Origin of the sequence: Streptococcus sp. WM07 (assembly GCF_004570525.1) — a bacterium.
Lineage (GTDB): Bacteria > Bacillota > Bacilli > Lactobacillales > Streptococcaceae > Streptococcus.
Genome location: NZ_SPPZ01000035.1, coordinates 1 through 18,580, shown reverse-complemented (window position 1 = coordinate 18,580; position 18,580 = coordinate 1). Strand labels below are relative to the sequence as shown.

Below are 18,580 nucleotides of genomic sequence, written 5' to 3'. Positions count from 1 at the left end.
TGTAATACGGCTTGGATGAATGAATTTTTACGACAACTGTCAGAAGCTTACCCTAACGATTATATTATTTTGGTGATGGATAATGCGGTTTGGCATAAATCACAGACATTGGATATTCCTAGCAATATTGAATTTACATTTATTCCACCTTATACACCAGAGATGAATCCGATTGAACAAGTTTGGGCAGAGATTCGGAAATTAGGATTTAAGAACAAAGCATTTAAATCATTGAATGACGTCATTGATCAGTTGCAAGAAGTTATCCAAAGCTTATCAACTACTCGCTTACGATCGATTGTCCATAGAGAATGGATATCTGCTAATTTTGATTCTGAATGAGTATAAAAAGTTTCGAAATAGAAAACAGCTTAGAATGACGTCATTAGAAACGTTGATTCTAAGCTGTTTTATCTATTCAAATTTTAAGGGAAGCCAGAAATTGTTCGTGTTTTCCCAGCCTCTTTTCCTTCTAATTTCGTGGACTTGCCAAGAGACTTACCGGAAGAATGTAGCCGGTGTGCTCCATCGTTTGTCCTTTGATTCGTTTTAAGAGGATTTCGACCATCAGTTCAGCCATTTCAGCAATGGGTTGTTTGATAGTTGTTAGGTGTGGGTGGTAGTGCTCTACATAGTGGGTCCCGTCATAACCAATGACTTCTAAATCAAGATTCATGCTTTTAGCGATATTTTGCACTTGAATCGCAGTGAGGTCGTCTGAGGCAAAGATGCCATCAGGACTATGATCTCGGAGGATTTGTCGAATCTCCATTTCCTTACGCTGGGTACTGTAGTGAGAGGGTAGATTGACAATAGGAGCCTGTGGGAGTACGCTGGCAAAGCCTGCGTGTCGAAGACTTGTGGGAGAATTGGAATTATCATTGCCTGTCAACATCAGAATGTTACGCGCCCCAGTTTTGACGAGATAGTTGGCGGCGATTTCTCCGCCACTATAGTTATCGGAGGCGACTACTGGGATATCTGGAGAAAGATTGCGATCGAAGGCAACAATTGGAGCGGTAACCCGATTGTAGTCGTCGATTCCCAGATTGTGACTGGATGAGATAATACCATCTACCTGATTGGCTTCTAACATTTCCAAATATTCTCGCTCTTTTTCAGGCTCTCCTTGACTATTACAAATAATGGTTTTATAACCGCGCTTAAAGAGTTCTGCTTCTAGGGCATCGATGAGCTCAGCATAGAATACATGGCCTAGTTTTGGGAAAATCAAGCCAACTAATTTTGCAGATTTTCCTTGTAGACTGCGGGCCATGTTGTTGGGCTTGTAGCCGAGTTCCCGCATACTCTTCGTTACCTTATCGATTGTTTTTTGAGACAGGTAGCCTTTGCGGTTGATAACACGAGAGACAGTAGTAGGGCTAACGCCGGCATGTTCGGCGACATCTGTTAATTTAACGGCCATTTGCTGAGAGTGGATAGTAGTGCCCAGTTACTTGTCCATTTGTTAGATAGCAGCCTGTTTGATCTTGACTTGGGAAAGCTCGACCAGATAGGACAAATTCTCCGTCGTTGATAAAGATTTCAAAGGTTGATTGGTCGATAAAGATTTGAAGTTTTGTCTCGCCTGCTGGGAGTTCCAAATCTCGACTTTCGCCATGTTCTAAATCGAAGCGATGTGCCAAACCGGAGCGGTCGACAGTCAGACGACCAGCTTCACGGTCGATCTGGATGTTAAGTCCTTCTTTGTCTGCATTTGCAAAGAGTACGAGGTTAGCATCTTGTCCTGCGGGAACACTGAGTGTTAATTCATAGCTGTTGTCAGTTTCTACACGATCCGCCCATGCTTCTGGTGCTTGACGGAGATTCTTCATGGTTTCAACTGGTTCTTGGTAGAGTTTACCGTCTTTGATGCTTAATTTTTTAACGAGCGACATGCAGCCTTGATGTTCAAAAGCATCTGATGGGTAGCCAACATCTGGCAATCCCATCCAGGAGATAGCATAGGCAGTTCCATCTGGAGCATTGAATCCTTGAGTAGCATAGGTTTCAAATCCATAGTCCAACTGCATGAGTGGTCCAACCTCAACCATTGTGGCTGTAGTAGTGTCAAACGATTGACCTATTTTATAGAGGTTTGGATAGATGTTTTGGTAGTCAAAGATATTCTTGTCCAAACCTTGTGGACAGTAGAGAAGTACCGGTTGTTGGTTGATAAAGACCAGGTTGGGACATTCCATCATGTAAGCGGTACGATCGTTGGCAAAATCCAAGTCGCCAACGGATTGCCAGTTGCGGATATCCTTATTCTCAGCCTTGTAGAGACGGACAAACCCTTTTTTATCCAGGTCTTGTCCGCCAACGATAGCATAGTATTCCCCTTCAAATTGGAAGATTTGTGGGTCACGGAAGTGATCAGTTGCATCTTCGGGTTGGTCAATCAGGACTTGCTCCATTTTTTCCAAAGTTCCGTCTTTATGGACGAGCGCGCCAATTTGGTAAGGGTGGCGAATCCACTGCTTATTGCGGACATTTCCAGTATAAAAAAGGAACAGTTTGTCTTCAACTTGTAGGGCGGAACCAGAGTAAGCGCCATGGCTGTCAAGAGGAGTGTCTGGGAGGAGTTTTAAGCCAGTTTCTTTAAAGTTGACCAAGTCATCACTTTCAAGTTGGACCCATTGTTTGAGCCCGTGGGCTGCACCAAAGGGGAAGTTTTGATAAAAAAGAATCCACTTGCCGTCAAAATAGGAAAATCCATTTGGATCGTTGAGGAGCCCAGTAGCCGGTTCAACATGGTAGTGGTTATGCCAAGGGGATTGGGCGTTGAGATCTTGGAGTTTTTGATATTCCTCTGCTGTCCAATCTTCGTAGCGTTTATAACGGTTTTCTGTAGTCCATTTCATAAAAGGGCCTCCATAGTTTTTTGCTATTTTATAGTAAATGTTTTCCTAAGAAAAATCAAGGGTTTACGTCAGTAAAAATATTTTTTCTGCAAAACGATTGACATATTTTTCAGATGTGATACAATAACAATTGTCAGAACGGTGTAAACCGTTTTCAAAAAAATATAACAAGGAGTTGTCACATGGATAACAAGCAGATTGCCCAGTCCGTAATCGAAGCGCTTGGTGGACAGGAGAACGTGAATAGCGTTGCTCACTGTGCGACCCGCCTACGGGTAATGGTCAAGGATGAGTCCAAAATCGACAAGGATAGAGTTGAGAATTTGGACAAGGTTCAGGGAGCCTTCTTTAACTCTGGTCAATACCAAATCATTTTTGGTACTGGTACCGTTAATAAAATTTATGATGAAGTTGTAGCATTGGGACTTCCAACCAGTTCAACTGGTGAGCAGAAAGCTGAAGCTGCTAAGCAAGGAAATTGGTTCCAACGTTCTATCCGTACTTTCGGAGATGTATTCGTACCAATCCTACCAGCAATCGTTGCGACAGGTCTCTTTATGGGGATTCGAGGAGCTATTAATAATGATGCTGTTCTAAGTCTATTCGGAACGACTTCAGAAGCTTTTTCAAGCACTGATTTCTATTTGTGGACACAGGTTCTAACAGATACCGCCTTTATCTTCTTCCCAGCCTTGATTGCATGGTCAGCTTTCCGTGTATTCGGTGGTAACCCAGTTATCGGGATTGTTTTAGGATTGATGATGGTTAGCCCTGCTCTTCCAAATGCATGGGCAGTTGCTTCAGGTGACGCAGAACCATTGATGTTCTTTGGTTTCATTCCGGTAGTTGGTTACCAAAACTCTGTTCTTCCAGCTTTCTTTGTTGGTTTGCTCGGAGCGAAATTAGAGAAATGGTTGCATAAGAAAGTTCCAGATGTCTTGGATCTCTTGTTGGTTCCATTTATCACTTTCTTGGTGATGTCTGTTCTTGGTCTCTTTGTTATTGGACCGGTCTTCCACTCTGTTGAAAACATTGTTCTTGCAGCAACAACAGCAATCCTTGCCTTACCATTTGGTTTGGCTGGACTGATCCTTGGTGGAGTTCACCAATTGATCGTGGTAACAGGTGTTCACCACATCTTCAACTTGTTGGAATCTCAATTGATTGCAAACACTGGTCGTGATCCGTTTAATGCTATCATTACGGCTGCCATGACTGCTCAAATGGGGGCAACGCTTGCGGTTGGTGTTAAAACAAAAGATAAAAAATTGAAAGCTCTTGCTTTCCCAGCAGCTCTTTCTGCTAGCTTGGGAATTACAGAGCCAGCAATCTTCGGGGTGAACCTTCGTTACGGAAAACCATTTGTAATGGGATTGATCGCCGGTGCGGCTGGTGGTTGGTTGGCTTCTATCATGAACCTTGCTGGTACAGGATTTGGAGTAACCATTATTCCAGGAACTCTTCTTTACCTCAATGGTCAATTGCTTCAATACGTCATCATGGTTCTTTTAACCACTGGTCTTGGATTCGGTTTGACTTATGCTTTTGGTTATCAGGAGAAAGAAGAAGAGGTTGAAGAAGTTGAAGTGGCTGTTGAAGCAGCGCAAATGGTTGGTTTGCAAGATGAAGCTGTAGCAACTCCTGTTGAAGGAGAAACGGTTGCTCTTGAAACAGTTAATGATCCAGTATTCTCTAGCGGTGCAATGGGAAGCGGGATTGCGATTAAGCCTAGTCAAGGTGTGGTTTATGCACCTGCAGATGCGACTGTTACTGTTGCTTTTGAAACAGGACACGCTTATGGTTTGAAAACAGACAAGGGTGCTGAACTCTTGATCCATGTTGGTATCGATACTGTATCGATGGCAGGTAAAGGATTTGAACAAAAAGTTCAGTCTGGTGCCAAAGTAAAAGCAGGGGATGTTTTGGGTACTTTTGACCCAGCTGCCATTGCTGAAGCAGGTCTTGAAGATACAACTATGTTTATCGTAACCAATACTGCTGAATACGGACAAGTTGCGCCAGTAGAAGCTGGACAAGCTGTCCAAAAAGGTTCAGAAGTTCTTAGCCTTTCTGCTAAATAAGTGATAAAATAAAAGGGCCGAGACTCCAAGTCTCGGCCTTAACTATGTAATGATTAAAATCTATAAAATAAAAAATGATGAGGGTTTCTATGTCTGAAAAATTATATGCTAGTTTGGAAGCTGGCGGAACGAAATTTGTTTGCGCTGTCGGTGATAGCAATTTTGAGGTTGTTGAGAAAATTCAATTTCCAACGACTACGCCTGAGGAAACTATTGGTCAAGCCATTGATTTTTTCTCAAAGTTTGATTTAGCTGGTTTGGCGATTGGTTCTTTTGGTCCATTGGATATTGCTCATAGCTCTGAAACCTATGGTTATATTACCACAACCCCTAAACCTCACTGGGCTAATGTTGATTTAGTTGGTCCCTTCAAGGAAGCTTTGGGAATTCCCATCTATGTGACCACAGATGTTAATTCCTCTGCCTTTGGAGAAATTGTTGCTCGTAACCACAAAATTAATCATTTGGTTTACTATACCATTGGTACGGGTATTGGAGCTGGTGTTATCCAAGATGGGATGTTTATTGGGGGTCAAGGACATCCAGAAATGGGACATGTTCCTGTTGCCTTGCATGAGTTAGACCGGGAGTCTGGTTTTGAAGGAGTTTGTCCGTTCCATGGTACTTGCTTGGAAGGAATGGCGGCAGGTCCAAGTCTTGAGGCACGTGCAGGAATTCGAGGAGAACACATTGCCTTGGACTCACCAGTTTGGGATATTCAAGCATCTTATATTGCTCAAGCAGCGGTTCAAGCAACTCTGACTTTCCGTCCACAAGTCATTGTTTTTGGGGGCGGTGTCATGGCCCAAGATCATATGCTAAAACGGGTTCATCGGGAATTTGAGAAGCTGTTAAATGGTTATCTTCCAGTTCCAGATTTGAAGGATTATATTGTGACACCAGCAGTGCCGGAAAATGGTTCTGCAACCTTGGGGAATTTTGTCTTGGCTAAGGAAGTAAGTGAGTCCTAAGATGGTACCGGAAATTATTCGAGATAAGGGATTTCTTAGTCAGCCATCGTCTCCTGTCAGTCCTTTGGATTTAGGACTAGCTGATCAATTACGCTTAGCTTTGGCTGCTAATCGCGATCGTTGTGTGGGCTTAGCAGCCAATATGATTGGTCATACCAAGCAAGCCATGATTATTAGCCTAGCTCCAGGCTTGGATCTCGTTCTCTTTAATCCGAAGATTCTTAGCCAATCGAATCCTTACGAGACCGAAGAAGGTTGTTTGTCGTTGGACGGAGTTCGTCCAACGACACGCTTTCGGAAGATTCGAATTTCCTACTTGGACCAACATTTTCAACCACAGGAAATGGATTTAGTAGATCTTCCTGCTCAAATTTTTCAACATGAATTTGACCATTTCCAGGGAATTTTGATTTAATACCGATATTGCCTTTCAGAAAAATTGAAAGACACTCCAAATGTGAGATGAGTTAGTTACATTTGGGGTGCTTTTTAGTGAATTAGAATTATCGGTTACTGTCTCAAGAAACGAATAGGCAAAACAAACATTAGGAATAAAATTCCTAGAGTCTATGAATATGGTAGGATTTATTTTTAGATAAAGCTAATAGGGCTGGGGAAAGATCCCAGCCGTCTTTTTTGATACAGTAAAAACGTTAGTGCAATGCTTGATTGGCAAGTTTATTTGTATTGTAAACTCCCAATCACCTGTGCGGGGAATATGAGTGAAACGGTTGTTTTTGTTTCTAAAAAATGATGATACGGCTAAAATAAATCAAATGTTTGAAAACGAGTGGACACTTAAGTATTCGAACACTCAAAAGCTTGAAATTTATAGCCTATCAGCGTAAAAATGGTTGATGGTATGCCACAAATAGCAAGCGTGTCACTAGTAATGGGGAAGAGAAACATTGATGGAGGCTACATGGGAAAGGTGGGTATGGATATTTTTATGAATCTTAGAAAAATAGAGGGGGTGATCTAGTTATCTCTATCTTGACATTTGGCCAAAAGATGATACCATTAAACCAAGTTATAAAACGTTTACAGAGGTGATGAAAATGGCTGAGAAATCCTGGTTTCAAAAACGAATTGGTTCTTTATTTTCAAATAAAGATGCTGAGGATAGAGGGGAAATCATTGTGGCAAGCCCTGTGGCAGGAGAGGTTTTGCCATTAGAAGAGGTGAATGATCCAGTCTTTGCCAGTGGAGCTATGGGGACCGGTTTTGCAGTGAAACCTGTAACCAATGTAGCCTATGCCCCTGTTAGTGGAGAAGTGACGATTGCTTTTGAAACAGGTCATGCCTATGGCTTGCGGACAGCTCAGGGAGTAGAGCTTTTGGTTCATATTGGGATTGATACCGTGTCTTTGGAAGGGCAAGGTTTTGATGCCAAGGTAAAACAGGGGCAAATGGTCGAAGCGGGTGAAGTATTGGCTCAGTTTGATCCAGCTGTGATTGCGGATGCTGGTCTAGAAGCCACAACCATGATTATCGTGACCAACCCTGCGGAGTTTTTACAAATGGAGCGTTTGGCACAAGGAACTACTGAGGTAGGGGAAGGGCTATTTGCCTTGAAGCGACCAGGTGTTCAATAAGAATCTTGTATAAAGCAGATGGCAGTTGTCATTTGTGCTGGACTAAGGCGTTCTTAGAGATGCTTGCTGTTACTACTAAAGGTTTAAGATTCTTTTCAAGGCTGAGGGTAGCTAAGACTTGGATACAAACTTATAAATAAAAATGTGGACCTTGGTTGCATCAGTATCCAGGGTCTTCTAGCTTTAAAGAAGGAGTGAGAAATGGGACAACCGTTATTTTTACAAGCTGTTATTCAGGAAAAAATTTGGGGTGGCCGAAAACTGGAAGAGGTCTTTGGCTATCCCTTAAAGGATGGGAAGTTTGGGGAGGCTTGGGCTATTTCTGCTCATCCCAATGGGGTTTCCACGATTTTGAATGGTCCCTTTCAAGGGATGGGCTTAGACCAACTCTATCGAGAGCAGCCTGCTCTTTTTGGCAACCGGTCAGAACCTGTTTTTCCGTTGTTGACCAAGATTTTGGACGCCAATGATTGGCTGAGTGTTCAAGTGCATCCAGATGATGCTTATGGGTTAGAACATGAAGGTGAATTAGGAAAGACGGAATGTTGGTATGTGCTAGATGCAGAGCCGGGCGCGGAAATTATTTATGGACATCAGGCTCAAAGTAAGGAAGAACTGGCTCAGATGTTAGCTGAAGGTTGTTGGGATGATTTGCTCTTACGACAACCTGTTCAAAAAGGTGATTTCTTTTATGTTCCCAGTGGAACGATGCATGCGATTGGCAAAGGGATTTTGATTTTAGAAACTCAGCAATCAAGTGATACGACCTATCGTGTCTATGACTTTGATCGTCAAGATGAACAGGGACAAACAAGGGAGTTGCATCTCCAGCAATCACTAGATGTACTTAATTTGGGGCCGGTTGCGAATTCCCGTACTGCTGCACTGAAAGTTGGTTCAAACCGTTATAAGCAGTTGGTAGCCAATGATTTCTTTGTGGTTTGGAAATGGGAAATTCGGGAGTTGGCCGAGCTATCTCGTGAAGCGGATTACCTTTTGGTTAGTGTGATTGAAGGGCGTGGAAACATGACGGTAGGGGAGCAAGATTACCCTCTCAAGAAAGGCGATCACTTCCTCCTATTACAAGATGTTGATTCGTGGTCATTTAGTGGTGAGATGGAGTTGATAGTCAGTCACCCTTAGGAATGGAAAGAGGAGTTGGATGAAAACTCCCTTTTTCATTTTTAGGTTAAATTTTCAAGATGGCCTAGATTATGATATAATGAAGGGCAGTATAAAAAAATGAACAAGTAAGGAAAACAATGGCAAATTTATTAAAATCCATTATTGAAAACGATCGAGGGGAACTTCGAAAAATTGAACGGATGGCAGATCGTGTTTTCTCTTATGAAGAGGAAATGGCGGCTTTAACAGATGAGGAACTCAAGGCCAAAACAGAGGAATTTAAGGACCGCTATATGGAAGGGGAGTCCTTAGATGAACTCTTGTACGAAGCTTTTGCTGTGGTACGGGAAGGTGCTAAGAGGGTTTTAGGGCTATTCCCTTATAAAGTACAGGTAATGGGAGGGATTGTTCTCCATCATGGTGACGTTCCGGAAATGCGGACGGGGGAAGGAAAGACCCTGACAGCGACAATGCCTGTTTATTTGAATGCGATTTCTGGTGAAGGGGTACACGTAGTCACTGTCAATGAGTATCTTAGTGAACGGGATGCGACGGAGATGGGAGAACTCTACTCTTGGTTAGGCCTTTCGGTAGGGATTAACCTGGCATCGAAGTCTCCGATGGAGAAACGTCAAGCCTATGCTTGTGATATCACGTACTCAACCAATGCCGAGATTGGTTTTGATTATTTGCGGGATAACATGGTTGCTCGTCCAGAAGATATGGTTCAACGCCCTTTGAATTATGCCTTGGTAGATGAGGTGGATTCTATCTTGATTGACGAAGCTCGGACACCTTTGATTGTATCTGGCCCAACTTCATCAGAGACGAATCAGCTTTACTATTTGGCAGATCGCTATGTTAAAACTTTGGTGGAAGACGATTACATCATCGATGTCCCTTCTAAAACAATTGGTCTTTCTGATTCAGGAATTGATAAGGCAGAGGCTTACTTCAAGTTGGATAACCTCTATGATATTGAACATGTAGCCTTAACCCACTTTATTGACAATGCTTTGCGGGCCAATTATATTATGACCTTAGACATTGACTACGTAGTGAGTCCCGAACAGGAAATTTTGATTGTTGACCAATTTACAGGTCGGACAATGGAAGGGCGTCGCTTCTCTGATGGTTTGCACCAAGCCATTGAGGCTAAGGAAGCTGTTCCGATTCAGGATGAAAGTAAAACATCGGCTTCAATTACCTATCAGAATTTATTCCGGATGTATAAAAAGCTATCTGGGATGACAGGGACTGGAAAAACCGAGGAAGAGGAATTCCGTGAAATTTATAATATTCGGATTATTCCTATTCCAACGAACCGTCCTGTTCAACGGATTGACCACCCTGATTTGCTTTATCCTAGCTTGGAAGCTAAATTTAAAGCGGTTGTTGAAGAAATTAAACGCCATTACGAAAAACGCCAACCTGTCTTGGTGGGGACAGTATCGGTCGATACCAGTGACTACCTATCTCAAAAATTAGTTGCTGCAGGTATTCCTCACGAAGTTTTGAATGCCAAAAACCATTACAAGGAAGCACAGATTATCATGAATGCTGGACAACCGGGTGCGGTTACCATCGCGACTAATATGGCGGGACGTGGTACAGATATCAAGCTCGGTGAAGGAGTTCGTGAAAATGGTGGTCTCTGTGTTATTGGAACTGAGCGTCACGAAAGTCGTCGGATTGACAACCAGTTACGCGGTCGTGCCGGTCGTCAGGGAGATCCAGGAGAATCCCAATTCTATCTATCACTTGAAGATGATTTGATGCGTCGTTTTGGTTCAGAACGTATTAAGGCTTTATTGGACCGGATGAATTTATCGGAAGAAGAGTCTGTAATCCGTTCAGGGATGTTGACGCGTCAAGTAGAGGCGGCTCAGAAGCGGGTTGAAGGAAATAACTATGATACCCGTAAGCAAGTCTTGCAATATGATGATGTGATGCGAGAGCAACGAGAAATTATCTACCGTGAACGTTATGATGTGATTTCTGCTGACCGAGATTTAGCGCCTGAAATCCATGCAATGATTCATCGGACGATCAAGCGTCAAGTCGAAAACCATAGTCGCTCTTCTAAGGAAGAACGTCTCGAAGCTCTTTACAATTTTGCGCATTATTGTATTGTTCCGGAAGATGAGATTGACAAGGAAGACTTGGAAGGTCTCAGTGATGCGGAAATGATTGATTATTTGTATGAGCTAGCTATGGATGTTTATGATGATCAGGTTTCCAAGTTGCAAAATGAGGAAGCGGTCAAAGAATTCCAGAAAGTCTTGATTCTCCGTGTTGTGGATAACAAGTGGACGGATCATATTGATGCTCTGGATCAATTACGGAACGCAGTTGGACTTCGAGGCTATGCTCAAAACAATCCAGTTGTTGAGTATCAGGCTGAAGGTTTCCGCATGTTTAATGACATGATTGCTTCTTTGGAGTATGATGTGACACGCCTTATGATGAAGGCACAGATTCACCAACAGGAGCGTCCTCGTGCAGAGCATAAGATTCGGACAACAGCAACGCGAAATATTGCAGCAGAGGGTAAGGAGTTGCCCGGCGATATTGACTTGAGTCAGGTGAAACGCAATGACCTTTGCCCATGTGGCTCAGGAAAACGTTTCAAGAACTGTCATGGCCGTTAGTAAACATGAAATGTAGAGGAGTGTGGGCAGTCTAGCTCCACTCCTTTTTGTAATAAAAATGTTTAAAAATTATATGTAATCAAGGGGTCGTCATTGTTTGTAGGTTGCTCTCGCTTTTAGGACTCAATTAGTGATCAGAACGATCATGATGATTCTGATATTGAAGTGAATTAGGTAAGGATATGATTATTGGATATGGTATCGATGTGGAGGAGCTGTCTTCGATTGCGGATGTAATGGAGCGGAAACCTGGTTTTGTAGCCAAAGTTTTAACCCCAGCAGAGCAAGTTATTTTTGAAGGGCTGAGTCCTAAGCGAAAATTGGAGTATATCGGTGGCCGTTGGTCTGCTAAGGAAGCTTTTGCCAAGGCTTGGGGTACAGGTATTGGTGCTGGGCTCTTGGGTTTTCAGGATTTAGAAATTTTAAATACGGATAACGGGGCCCCTTATTTCTCTAAATCTCCCTTTGCAGGGAAGGTCTTCGTTTCCATTAGTCACACTAAAACCCTTGTTCAAGCCAGTGTTATTTTAGAGGAGGTCAGTCATGAAAACGAGTCCCCATCGGCCGACTAAGGCGGTTATTTCTTTGGAGGCTGTTGTCTATAATATTGAGCAGGTTGCTAGCCGGTTGCCAGAGGGTACACTCCGAATGGCGGTGGTTAAGGCCAATGCGTATGGGCATGGTGCAGTAGCGGTATCTCATTATATTCAAGGGATTGTCGATGCTTTTGGAGTCTCCAATATCGACGAGGCCTTAGAATTACGTGAGAGTGGAATCACTAAAGATATTTTGGTCTTGGGGGTGACAGCCTACGCTGCGGTTAGTTTGGCTTTGGAGCATGATATCTGCTTGACGGTTGCTAGTCTAGACTGGGTACAGGAACTCTTGTCTTTAGGGCTGAATTTAGAAGGTTTAAGAGTTCACCTCAAGGTTGATTCTGGTATGGGGCGAATTGGTTTTCGTTCTGCAACAGGAATCCAAGAAGCCCAGCAAGCCTTGCGAGCACAGGGTGTTGAAGTGGAAGGGATTTTTACTCATTTTGCGACTGCTGATGAGGTGGATACCAGCTATTTTGTGGAACAAGAGCAGCGCTTTGCCAACCTTTTGGAGGAATTGGAGGAGGTTCCGGCTTTGGTGCACGCTTCCAATTCAGCGACCAGCATCTGGCATCCTGAGACTGTTTTGAACATGGTTCGCTTAGGCAATGTTATTTATGGGATGAATCCGAGTGGGCTTGCTTTAGATATTCCTTTTGAAATCAAAGCAGCCTTGTCCTTGGAATCCGAATTAGTCCATGTTAAGAAAATAGCTTCCCAGCAAGGGGTGGGCTATGGGAAAACTTACGTCAGCCAAGAGGAAGAGTATATTGGGACCCTCCCTTTAGGCTATGCGGATGGGTGGACTCGCGATATGCAAGACTTTGAAGTCTTGGTTGATGGCGTATTTTGTCCGATTGTGGGTCGGGTTTCTATGGACCAATTAACCATTCGTTTGCCCAAAGCTTACCCACTTGGAACTAAGGTAACCTTGATAGGAAGCAATGGTCAGGAGAGGATTGATGTGACTCAAGTTGCTGAATACAGGGGGACCATTAATTACGAAGTTGTTTGCTTGCTTAGCGATCGCATTCCACGTGTTTATCGAAAATAGGTGACTTATGAATTTGCATCAACCCTTAACCGTTTTAGCGGGAGTTGGTCCTAAATCGGCTGAGAAGTGGGCTCGTTTAGGGATTGAGACCCTGCAAGACTTGCTTTTGTATTTTCCTTTTCGTTATGAAGATTTTAAAAACAAGTCGGTCTTTGATTTGGAAGATGGTGAAAAAGCTGTTTTATCCGGTGTTGTTGTTCGCCCAGCAAGTGTTCAGTACTACGGTTATAAGCGTAATCGCGTTCGTTTTTCCATTCAGCAAGATCAGGTTGTGATTGGAGTCAATTTTTTTAACCAACCCTATTTGGTGGATAAGATTCAGATGGGAGCGACTGTTGCGGTTTATGGGAAGTGGGATCAGGCTAAGAATAGTTTGACAGGTATGAAATTTCTGACCCAAATTGATCAGGATTTGCAGCCGGTTTATCACGTGGCCCAGGGGATTTCTCAGGCTAGTCTGGTGAAGTTGATTCGGCAGGTAATCGATGAGGGGCTTCATCATTTATTAGAGGAGAACTTGCCACAAGTATTGCGGGAACGCTACCGCCTTCTGGATCGCGTTACTGCGGTAGAGTATATGCACTTTCCCCCGGATTTAGTGGCTTACAAGCAAGCCCTTCGTCGAATTAAGTTTGAGGAGTTGCTCTATTTCCAGTTGCCCTTGCAGTTGCTTAAAAGGGAAGCGGGAAAACCTGGGGATGGGGAAATCCTGACTTATTCACCAGATCTCCTAGCCCAGGCAAAGGCGGATCTCCCTTTTTCACTCACTCTAGCTCAGGAGAAGGCCTTGCAGGACATCTTGGCAGACATGGCCAGTGATCGTCAGATGAGTCGCCTGCTGCAGGGGGATGTGGGAAGTGGTAAAACAATCGTGGCTGCCTTGGCCATGTATGCCGCTTATACAGCGGGCTATCAAGCGGCACTTATGGTGCCAACGGAAATCTTGGCAGAACAGCATATGGAAAGTTTAAACCAGCTCTTTCCGGATATCCCCATGGTCTTGCTCAAGGGGAGCCAAACAGGAGCGGTCAGGCGGGAAGTCTTAGAACGAATTGCTTCTGGCGAGGCGGCTTTTGTCATTGGAACGCATGCTCTTATTCAGGATGGGGTGGTATATGATAAACTGGGGTTGATTATTGTTGACGAACAACACCGCTTCGGTGTCAAGCAGAGACGTGCCTTGCGGGAAAAAGGTCTGCGTCCGGATGTTCTAATGATGACGGCGACGCCCATTCCACGAACCTTGGCAATCACGGCTTATGGTGATTTAGATGTCTCCATTATTGACCAGTTGCCAGCAGGCCGGAAGCCTATTATAACCCGTTGGGTCAAACAAGAGCAGCAAGAGCAAGTCTATACTTGGTTAAAAGAGGAACTTCAGAAGAAAGCGGCTCAAGCTTATGTGATTTCCCCCTTGATTGAGGAATCGGAAGCCTTGGATTTAAAAAATACTCAGGATTTGCAAGCAGAATTGCAGTCTTTCTTAGGTCAAGGAATAGAGGTTGGTTTGCTTCATGGACGGATGAAGGCAGTGGAAAAAGATCAGGTCATGGCTCGCTTTAAGGCTGGAGAACTCAAGGTTCTGGTGTCAACGACTGTTATTGAAGTTGGCGTTAATGTTCCGAATGCATCCATTATGATTATTGTTGATGCTGATCGTTTTGGACTCAGCCAACTCCACCAGTTACGCGGGCGTGTTGGACGTGGTTCGAGTCAATCTTACGCTGTATTGATTGCCAATCCTAAAACAGACACAGGAAAATCACGGATGAAAATCATGACAGAGACTACCGATGGTTTTCGCTTAGCGGAGGAAGATTTGAAAATGCGGGGTTCAGGTGAGATTTTCGGGACCAGACAATCAGGTTTACCTGAATTTCAAGTGGCAGATATTCTAGAAGATTTTTCTATTGTAGAGGAGGCCAGAAAAGTAGCTCAAGAAATTGTCCAAGATCCAGATTGGCGGAGTAATCCCTTATGGCAAGAAATAGTGTGGAATTTGCTAGAAGAGTCACTATTGGATTAATCTCAAATTATTCACACATAACTAAAACTCCAAGCATGCTTTGCCTGCTAACTCATGACGAGAATAAGTTCAGGGGTCCCTCTAAACTCAATCTCTAAACTTCTAAACGTTGATTTATCAAGGTTTTAGCAACTCAATTTGAAGAAAAACAGAGGTTTAGAGGTGTTCTTTAGAAGATTTCAATCAGTTACTTTTCCGCATGGATAGCGGTTTCGCTTCTCCACAAATTTACAAGTCCATTGAAGAGAGTGGGGAAAGTTACTTCATTTCTCTGAAGGAGGAGTTTCGAACTCTTTTTGAACGAATTTCTAGCTTAAATTTCTCGCTCCCCATTCTTTATGAAGTAAGAGATGGAAGTCCACCCTTGTTAGGTATATATTTTTTTAAAATAGATAATCGCACCAAGGGCGGAGTCTGCCCTTTTTAGGATGATAAGGTACTGAATACATTTTTATCCCTAGAACAATTTGGTTAACAACAAGAATCATCAGAAATTCCAATTGGTTATTGGTTGTTTCTGATGATTTTTAGGTATTTACACAGATTTTTCTGGAGTATGAATGATTTAGAGATTAATTCTTTACAAATCAATGAAGAAATGCTAATCTTAGGGGGGATATAATTCTGAATTGGTATAAATTCTGAATCTATGTTAACTAATTTATAAAGGAGAGTTGGAAATACATGAAAAAAAGCATGTTTGATCGTCAGGTTCAGAGATTTTCGCTGAGAAAATACTCATATGGTACCGTGTCAGTTTTATTGGGGACCTTACTATTTGCCGGACAAGAAGTACAAGCTGATAGTAAATTATCAACTGAATCAGGAGATACAAGTACAACAGATGTTTCAGGTGGTGTAGAAGGATTAGAATCGGAGACTGATTCCGAGAATCAATCCATTTATAAAGCTGAACCGCTATTGTCTTCAGATACTGAGGAAGTCAATACTTCTGTAGAAGTTAAGAATATCTCTGATTCTACACAAGCGGAGTCAGCATACTCAAAAGATTCCTTGATAACATCATCTGAATCAAAGGCTGAAGATAAGGTCCCTGTTTCAGAAAGTAAGTCAGTAGACAATGAGACTGAGGTCAAAGATCCAACTGTTGAATTGCCATCTAATAAACAGGAAGGCGTTGCTGCGGAGACAGAGAGTACGTCTGTTTATGCAGCGGATCCCGTTTTACCAGTGACGTCATCTGTCGAAGAATCTTCATCTCATTTAAAGACGGAAGAAATTCTGAAGGCTAACACTTCTGTTGGAGACGAAACGAATCAACCTACATCAATTTTCAAGGAAGACGAGGTGCATTCCTCTAGTCGCTCTTTTGAAAAGGCTTTAATGGAGACAGATAAACTTGAGAAAGCTGATAAGGGAATATCAGAAGATGAAACAAATGGTAGTTTAGCAACTGCTAGTTTTTCTCCATTTCGTTCGGCTGTACTGAGGGCAGCAAAGGCTGGGGAAAGACAAATTTATAGTCAATCTAGTAGTCACAATTATCAAAATGGTGGACGAGTGACTAATTTCAAAGGTTACTTAGTAGAATCAGGTCATACCGCTACAACTGAATTAGTTCGTTTTGAATTAGATTATACTCCGACGGTGGTAGCTGGAAAAGCCACAGAAGCACCATTTGCTATGGATCTTGCATCTGCTGGGAATATGCAATTTCTGACAGATTCTGTGACAGTAAATGGAAGAAGATTGCCAAATTCTGGTGTTGACGGAGGAAGTTATAATTTTTGGGCTTCAGGCTTCAAGGTGAATATTGGACAGCCGAATAGAATTGAATTTTATGCTCGTGTAGCCAGAAAAGATATAGATTATGCGAGCATCACCCTTGACTTGGGAACAACTTTCTCACCTACCTATAATCGGAAATTTAGACCAGGCCAATATAGTACAAATACTAATATTCGGAATGCAATGATAGCAACTCCTCGTTTTGATAAGGGTGCTTATGTACGAGCAGTAGAAGAACTTGATGGACCTGCGGTACCAGATCCTAAGGTAGAGACATCTCCCATTCCATTTACTACAGAATATAAAGCAGACGACTCTTTAGCAGCGAATACTCAGCAAGTGGAACGTGAAGGTGTTGATGGTGAGCAGACTGTTACAACAACTTATCGTAAGGAAGGAAAAGAGATTGTTGAAACAAAAGGTGATCCTGTAGTTACTAGGGAGCCTGTTTCCAAAATTGTAAAAGTTGGAACTCAAACAACAGTTGTAACAGAAAAGATTGCTTATAAAACTGTATATCAAGATGATCCAACGATGAAAGCTACGGATCCAGAAGTAGTTGTAACAGAAGGTAAAGATGGAAGTAAGACAACTACGACCACCTATACTTTGAATACTACTACTGGAGAGGCGACTGCGAATGAGCCAACTGTTACGACTGTAAACGCGGTTGATAAGGTTATTAAACGTGGAACCGGTCAAGTGAGTCCGATTCCATATGAAACGACTTATGTGGCGAATGATACCTTAAATGTAGGACAACGTAAGGTTGTAACACCTGGTGTAAATGGAGTTCGTCATCCAAATGGAACAGTTGAAAAAGCAGCTGTTAATGAAGTTGTTCAGATTGGTACGAAGCCGAAAGTTGAAACTGCAGCAGTCGCTTATAAAACTGTGTATCAAGATGATCCAACTATGAAGACTACGGATCCAGAAGTGGTTGTAACAGAAGGTAAAGATGGAAGTAAGACAACAACTACTACCTATACTTTGAACACTACCACTGGTGAAGTGACTGCCAATAAGCCAACTGTTACGACTGTAGACGCAGTTGATAAGGTTATTAAACGTGGAACCGGTCAAGTGAGTCCGATTCCATATGAAACGACTTATGTGGCGAATGATACCTTAAATGTAGGACAACGTAAGGTTGTAACGCCTGGTGTAAATGGAGTTCGTCATCCAAATGGAACAGTTGAAAAAGCAGCTGTTAATGAAGTTGTTCAGATTGGTACGAAGCCGAAAGTTGAGACTGCTACAGTTGCATATGATACAGAGTATCAAAATGATCCAACCATGAAGACTACGGATCCAGAAGTGATTGTAAGAGAAGGTAAGAATGGTAGCAAGACAACAACAACTACCTATACCTTGAATACTACTACTGGTGAAGTGACTGCCAATAAGCCAACTGAGAAGGTGACAGCTCCTGTTAACCGTATTGTGAAACGTGGAACTGCAACTGATACGGATTCTAATTCTCCTAAATTTGAAGAGAAGTCTGGTAAACCAGGAGAAACAGTAACTGTTCCAGCACCTAAAAATGAAAATGGACAGAGCCTTCCAACTGGGTCTAGATTTACTTCAAGTAATTCTAATGTAAAAATCGATCCAGAGACAGGTGTTGTTACTGTAGCGATTCCTGAAACTGCGAATCCTGGAGATGTAATCGAATCGACTGTAACAGTGACTTATCCAGATGGCTCAACGGATAAGGTTCCAGTAACTGTTAGAGTTTCTAAACCAACAGATGCGGATAAGAACACACCAGTAGCACAAGATCAGACCGTTAAACAAGGTGAGGAAGTAGATCCATCTAAATCTATTGCAAATCTAGGAGACTTGCCAGCAGGTACAAAGGTAAGCTT

At 42.7% G+C, this 18,580-nt stretch carries 12 protein-coding genes and 1 pseudogene; 11 read left to right on the top strand and 2 right to left on the bottom strand.

From position 1 onward, the window contains the following. On the top strand, positions 1-342 hold a 342-nt coding region (locus E4T71_RS05595), incomplete at its 5' end, for a transposase (protein ID WP_194181234.1). Between the two features lie 130 nt (positions 343-472). Here the strand turns inward: E4T71_RS05595 and E4T71_RS05590 are convergent. Next, a complete protein-coding gene (locus E4T71_RS05590) occupies positions 473-1,426 on the bottom strand; it encodes a LacI family DNA-binding transcriptional regulator (RefSeq protein ID WP_135037960.1) in 954 nt (317 codons plus the stop codon). Next, the gene (locus E4T71_RS05585; protein ID WP_135037958.1) at positions 1,416-2,864 is read right to left on the bottom strand and encodes a sucrose-6-phosphate hydrolase; all 1,449 of its coding nucleotides are present in this window, start codon (positions 2,862-2,864) and stop codon (positions 1,416-1,418) included. The genes E4T71_RS05590 and E4T71_RS05585 overlap by 11 nt, the downstream gene beginning before the upstream one ends. A gap of 182 nt (positions 2,865-3,046) precedes the next feature. On the opposite strand from E4T71_RS05585, the gene E4T71_RS05580 reads away from it, so the two are divergent. From E4T71_RS05580 to E4T71_RS05535, 10 genes and pseudogenes are all read left to right on the top strand, one after another. Then, positions 3,047-4,945, top strand: a complete 1,899-nt coding sequence (locus E4T71_RS05580) for a sucrose-specific PTS transporter subunit IIBC (RefSeq protein WP_135037956.1) — start codon at positions 3,047-3,049, stop codon at positions 4,943-4,945. An 89-nt stretch (positions 4,946-5,034) separates the two neighbouring features. Further along, positions 5,035-5,916 (top strand): fructokinase ScrK, encoded by an 882-nt coding sequence (scrK, locus tag E4T71_RS05575; protein ID WP_135037955.1) that lies wholly within the window; start codon positions 5,035-5,037, stop codon positions 5,914-5,916. A 1-nt stretch (position 5,917) separates the two neighbouring features. Continuing rightward, positions 5,918-6,331 (top strand): peptide deformylase, encoded by a 414-nt coding sequence (locus E4T71_RS05570; RefSeq protein ID WP_135037964.1) that lies wholly within the window; start codon positions 5,918-5,920, stop codon positions 6,329-6,331. A 724-nt stretch (positions 6,332-7,055) separates the two neighbouring features. Continuing rightward, positions 7,056-7,511, top strand: a pseudogene (locus E4T71_RS05565) (PTS glucose transporter subunit IIA); the annotation flags it as partial. 201 nt (positions 7,512-7,712) lie between these two features. Next, entirely contained in the window at positions 7,713-8,654 is a 942-nt protein-coding gene (manA, locus tag E4T71_RS05560) for a mannose-6-phosphate isomerase, class I (protein WP_135037953.1), read from the top strand. Positions 8,655-8,773: 119 nt separating this feature from the next. Further along, a complete protein-coding gene (secA, locus tag E4T71_RS05555) occupies positions 8,774-11,287 on the top strand; it encodes a preprotein translocase subunit SecA (protein WP_135037951.1) in 2,514 nt (837 codons plus the stop codon). Positions 11,288-11,469: 182 nt separating this feature from the next. Next, positions 11,470-11,859, top strand: a complete 390-nt coding sequence (gene acpS / locus E4T71_RS05550; RefSeq protein WP_135037949.1) for a holo-ACP synthase — start codon at positions 11,470-11,472, stop codon at positions 11,857-11,859. Continuing rightward, positions 11,831-12,937 carry an alanine racemase gene (gene alr / locus E4T71_RS05545; protein ID WP_135037948.1) on the top strand — a complete coding sequence of 369 codons (1,107 nt, stop codon included), beginning with the start codon at positions 11,831-11,833 and terminating at the stop codon, positions 12,935-12,937. Before acpS ends, alr begins: the two co-directional genes overlap by 29 nt. Positions 12,938-12,944: 7 nt before the next feature. Further along, a complete protein-coding gene (gene recG / locus E4T71_RS05540; protein ID WP_135037946.1) occupies positions 12,945-14,963 on the top strand; it encodes an ATP-dependent DNA helicase RecG in 2,019 nt (672 codons plus the stop codon). Between the two features lie 684 nt (positions 14,964-15,647). Beyond that, a partial coding sequence (locus E4T71_RS05535) for a G5 domain-containing protein (RefSeq protein ID WP_135037944.1) occupies positions 15,648-18,580 on the top strand: 2,933 nt, incomplete at its 3' end.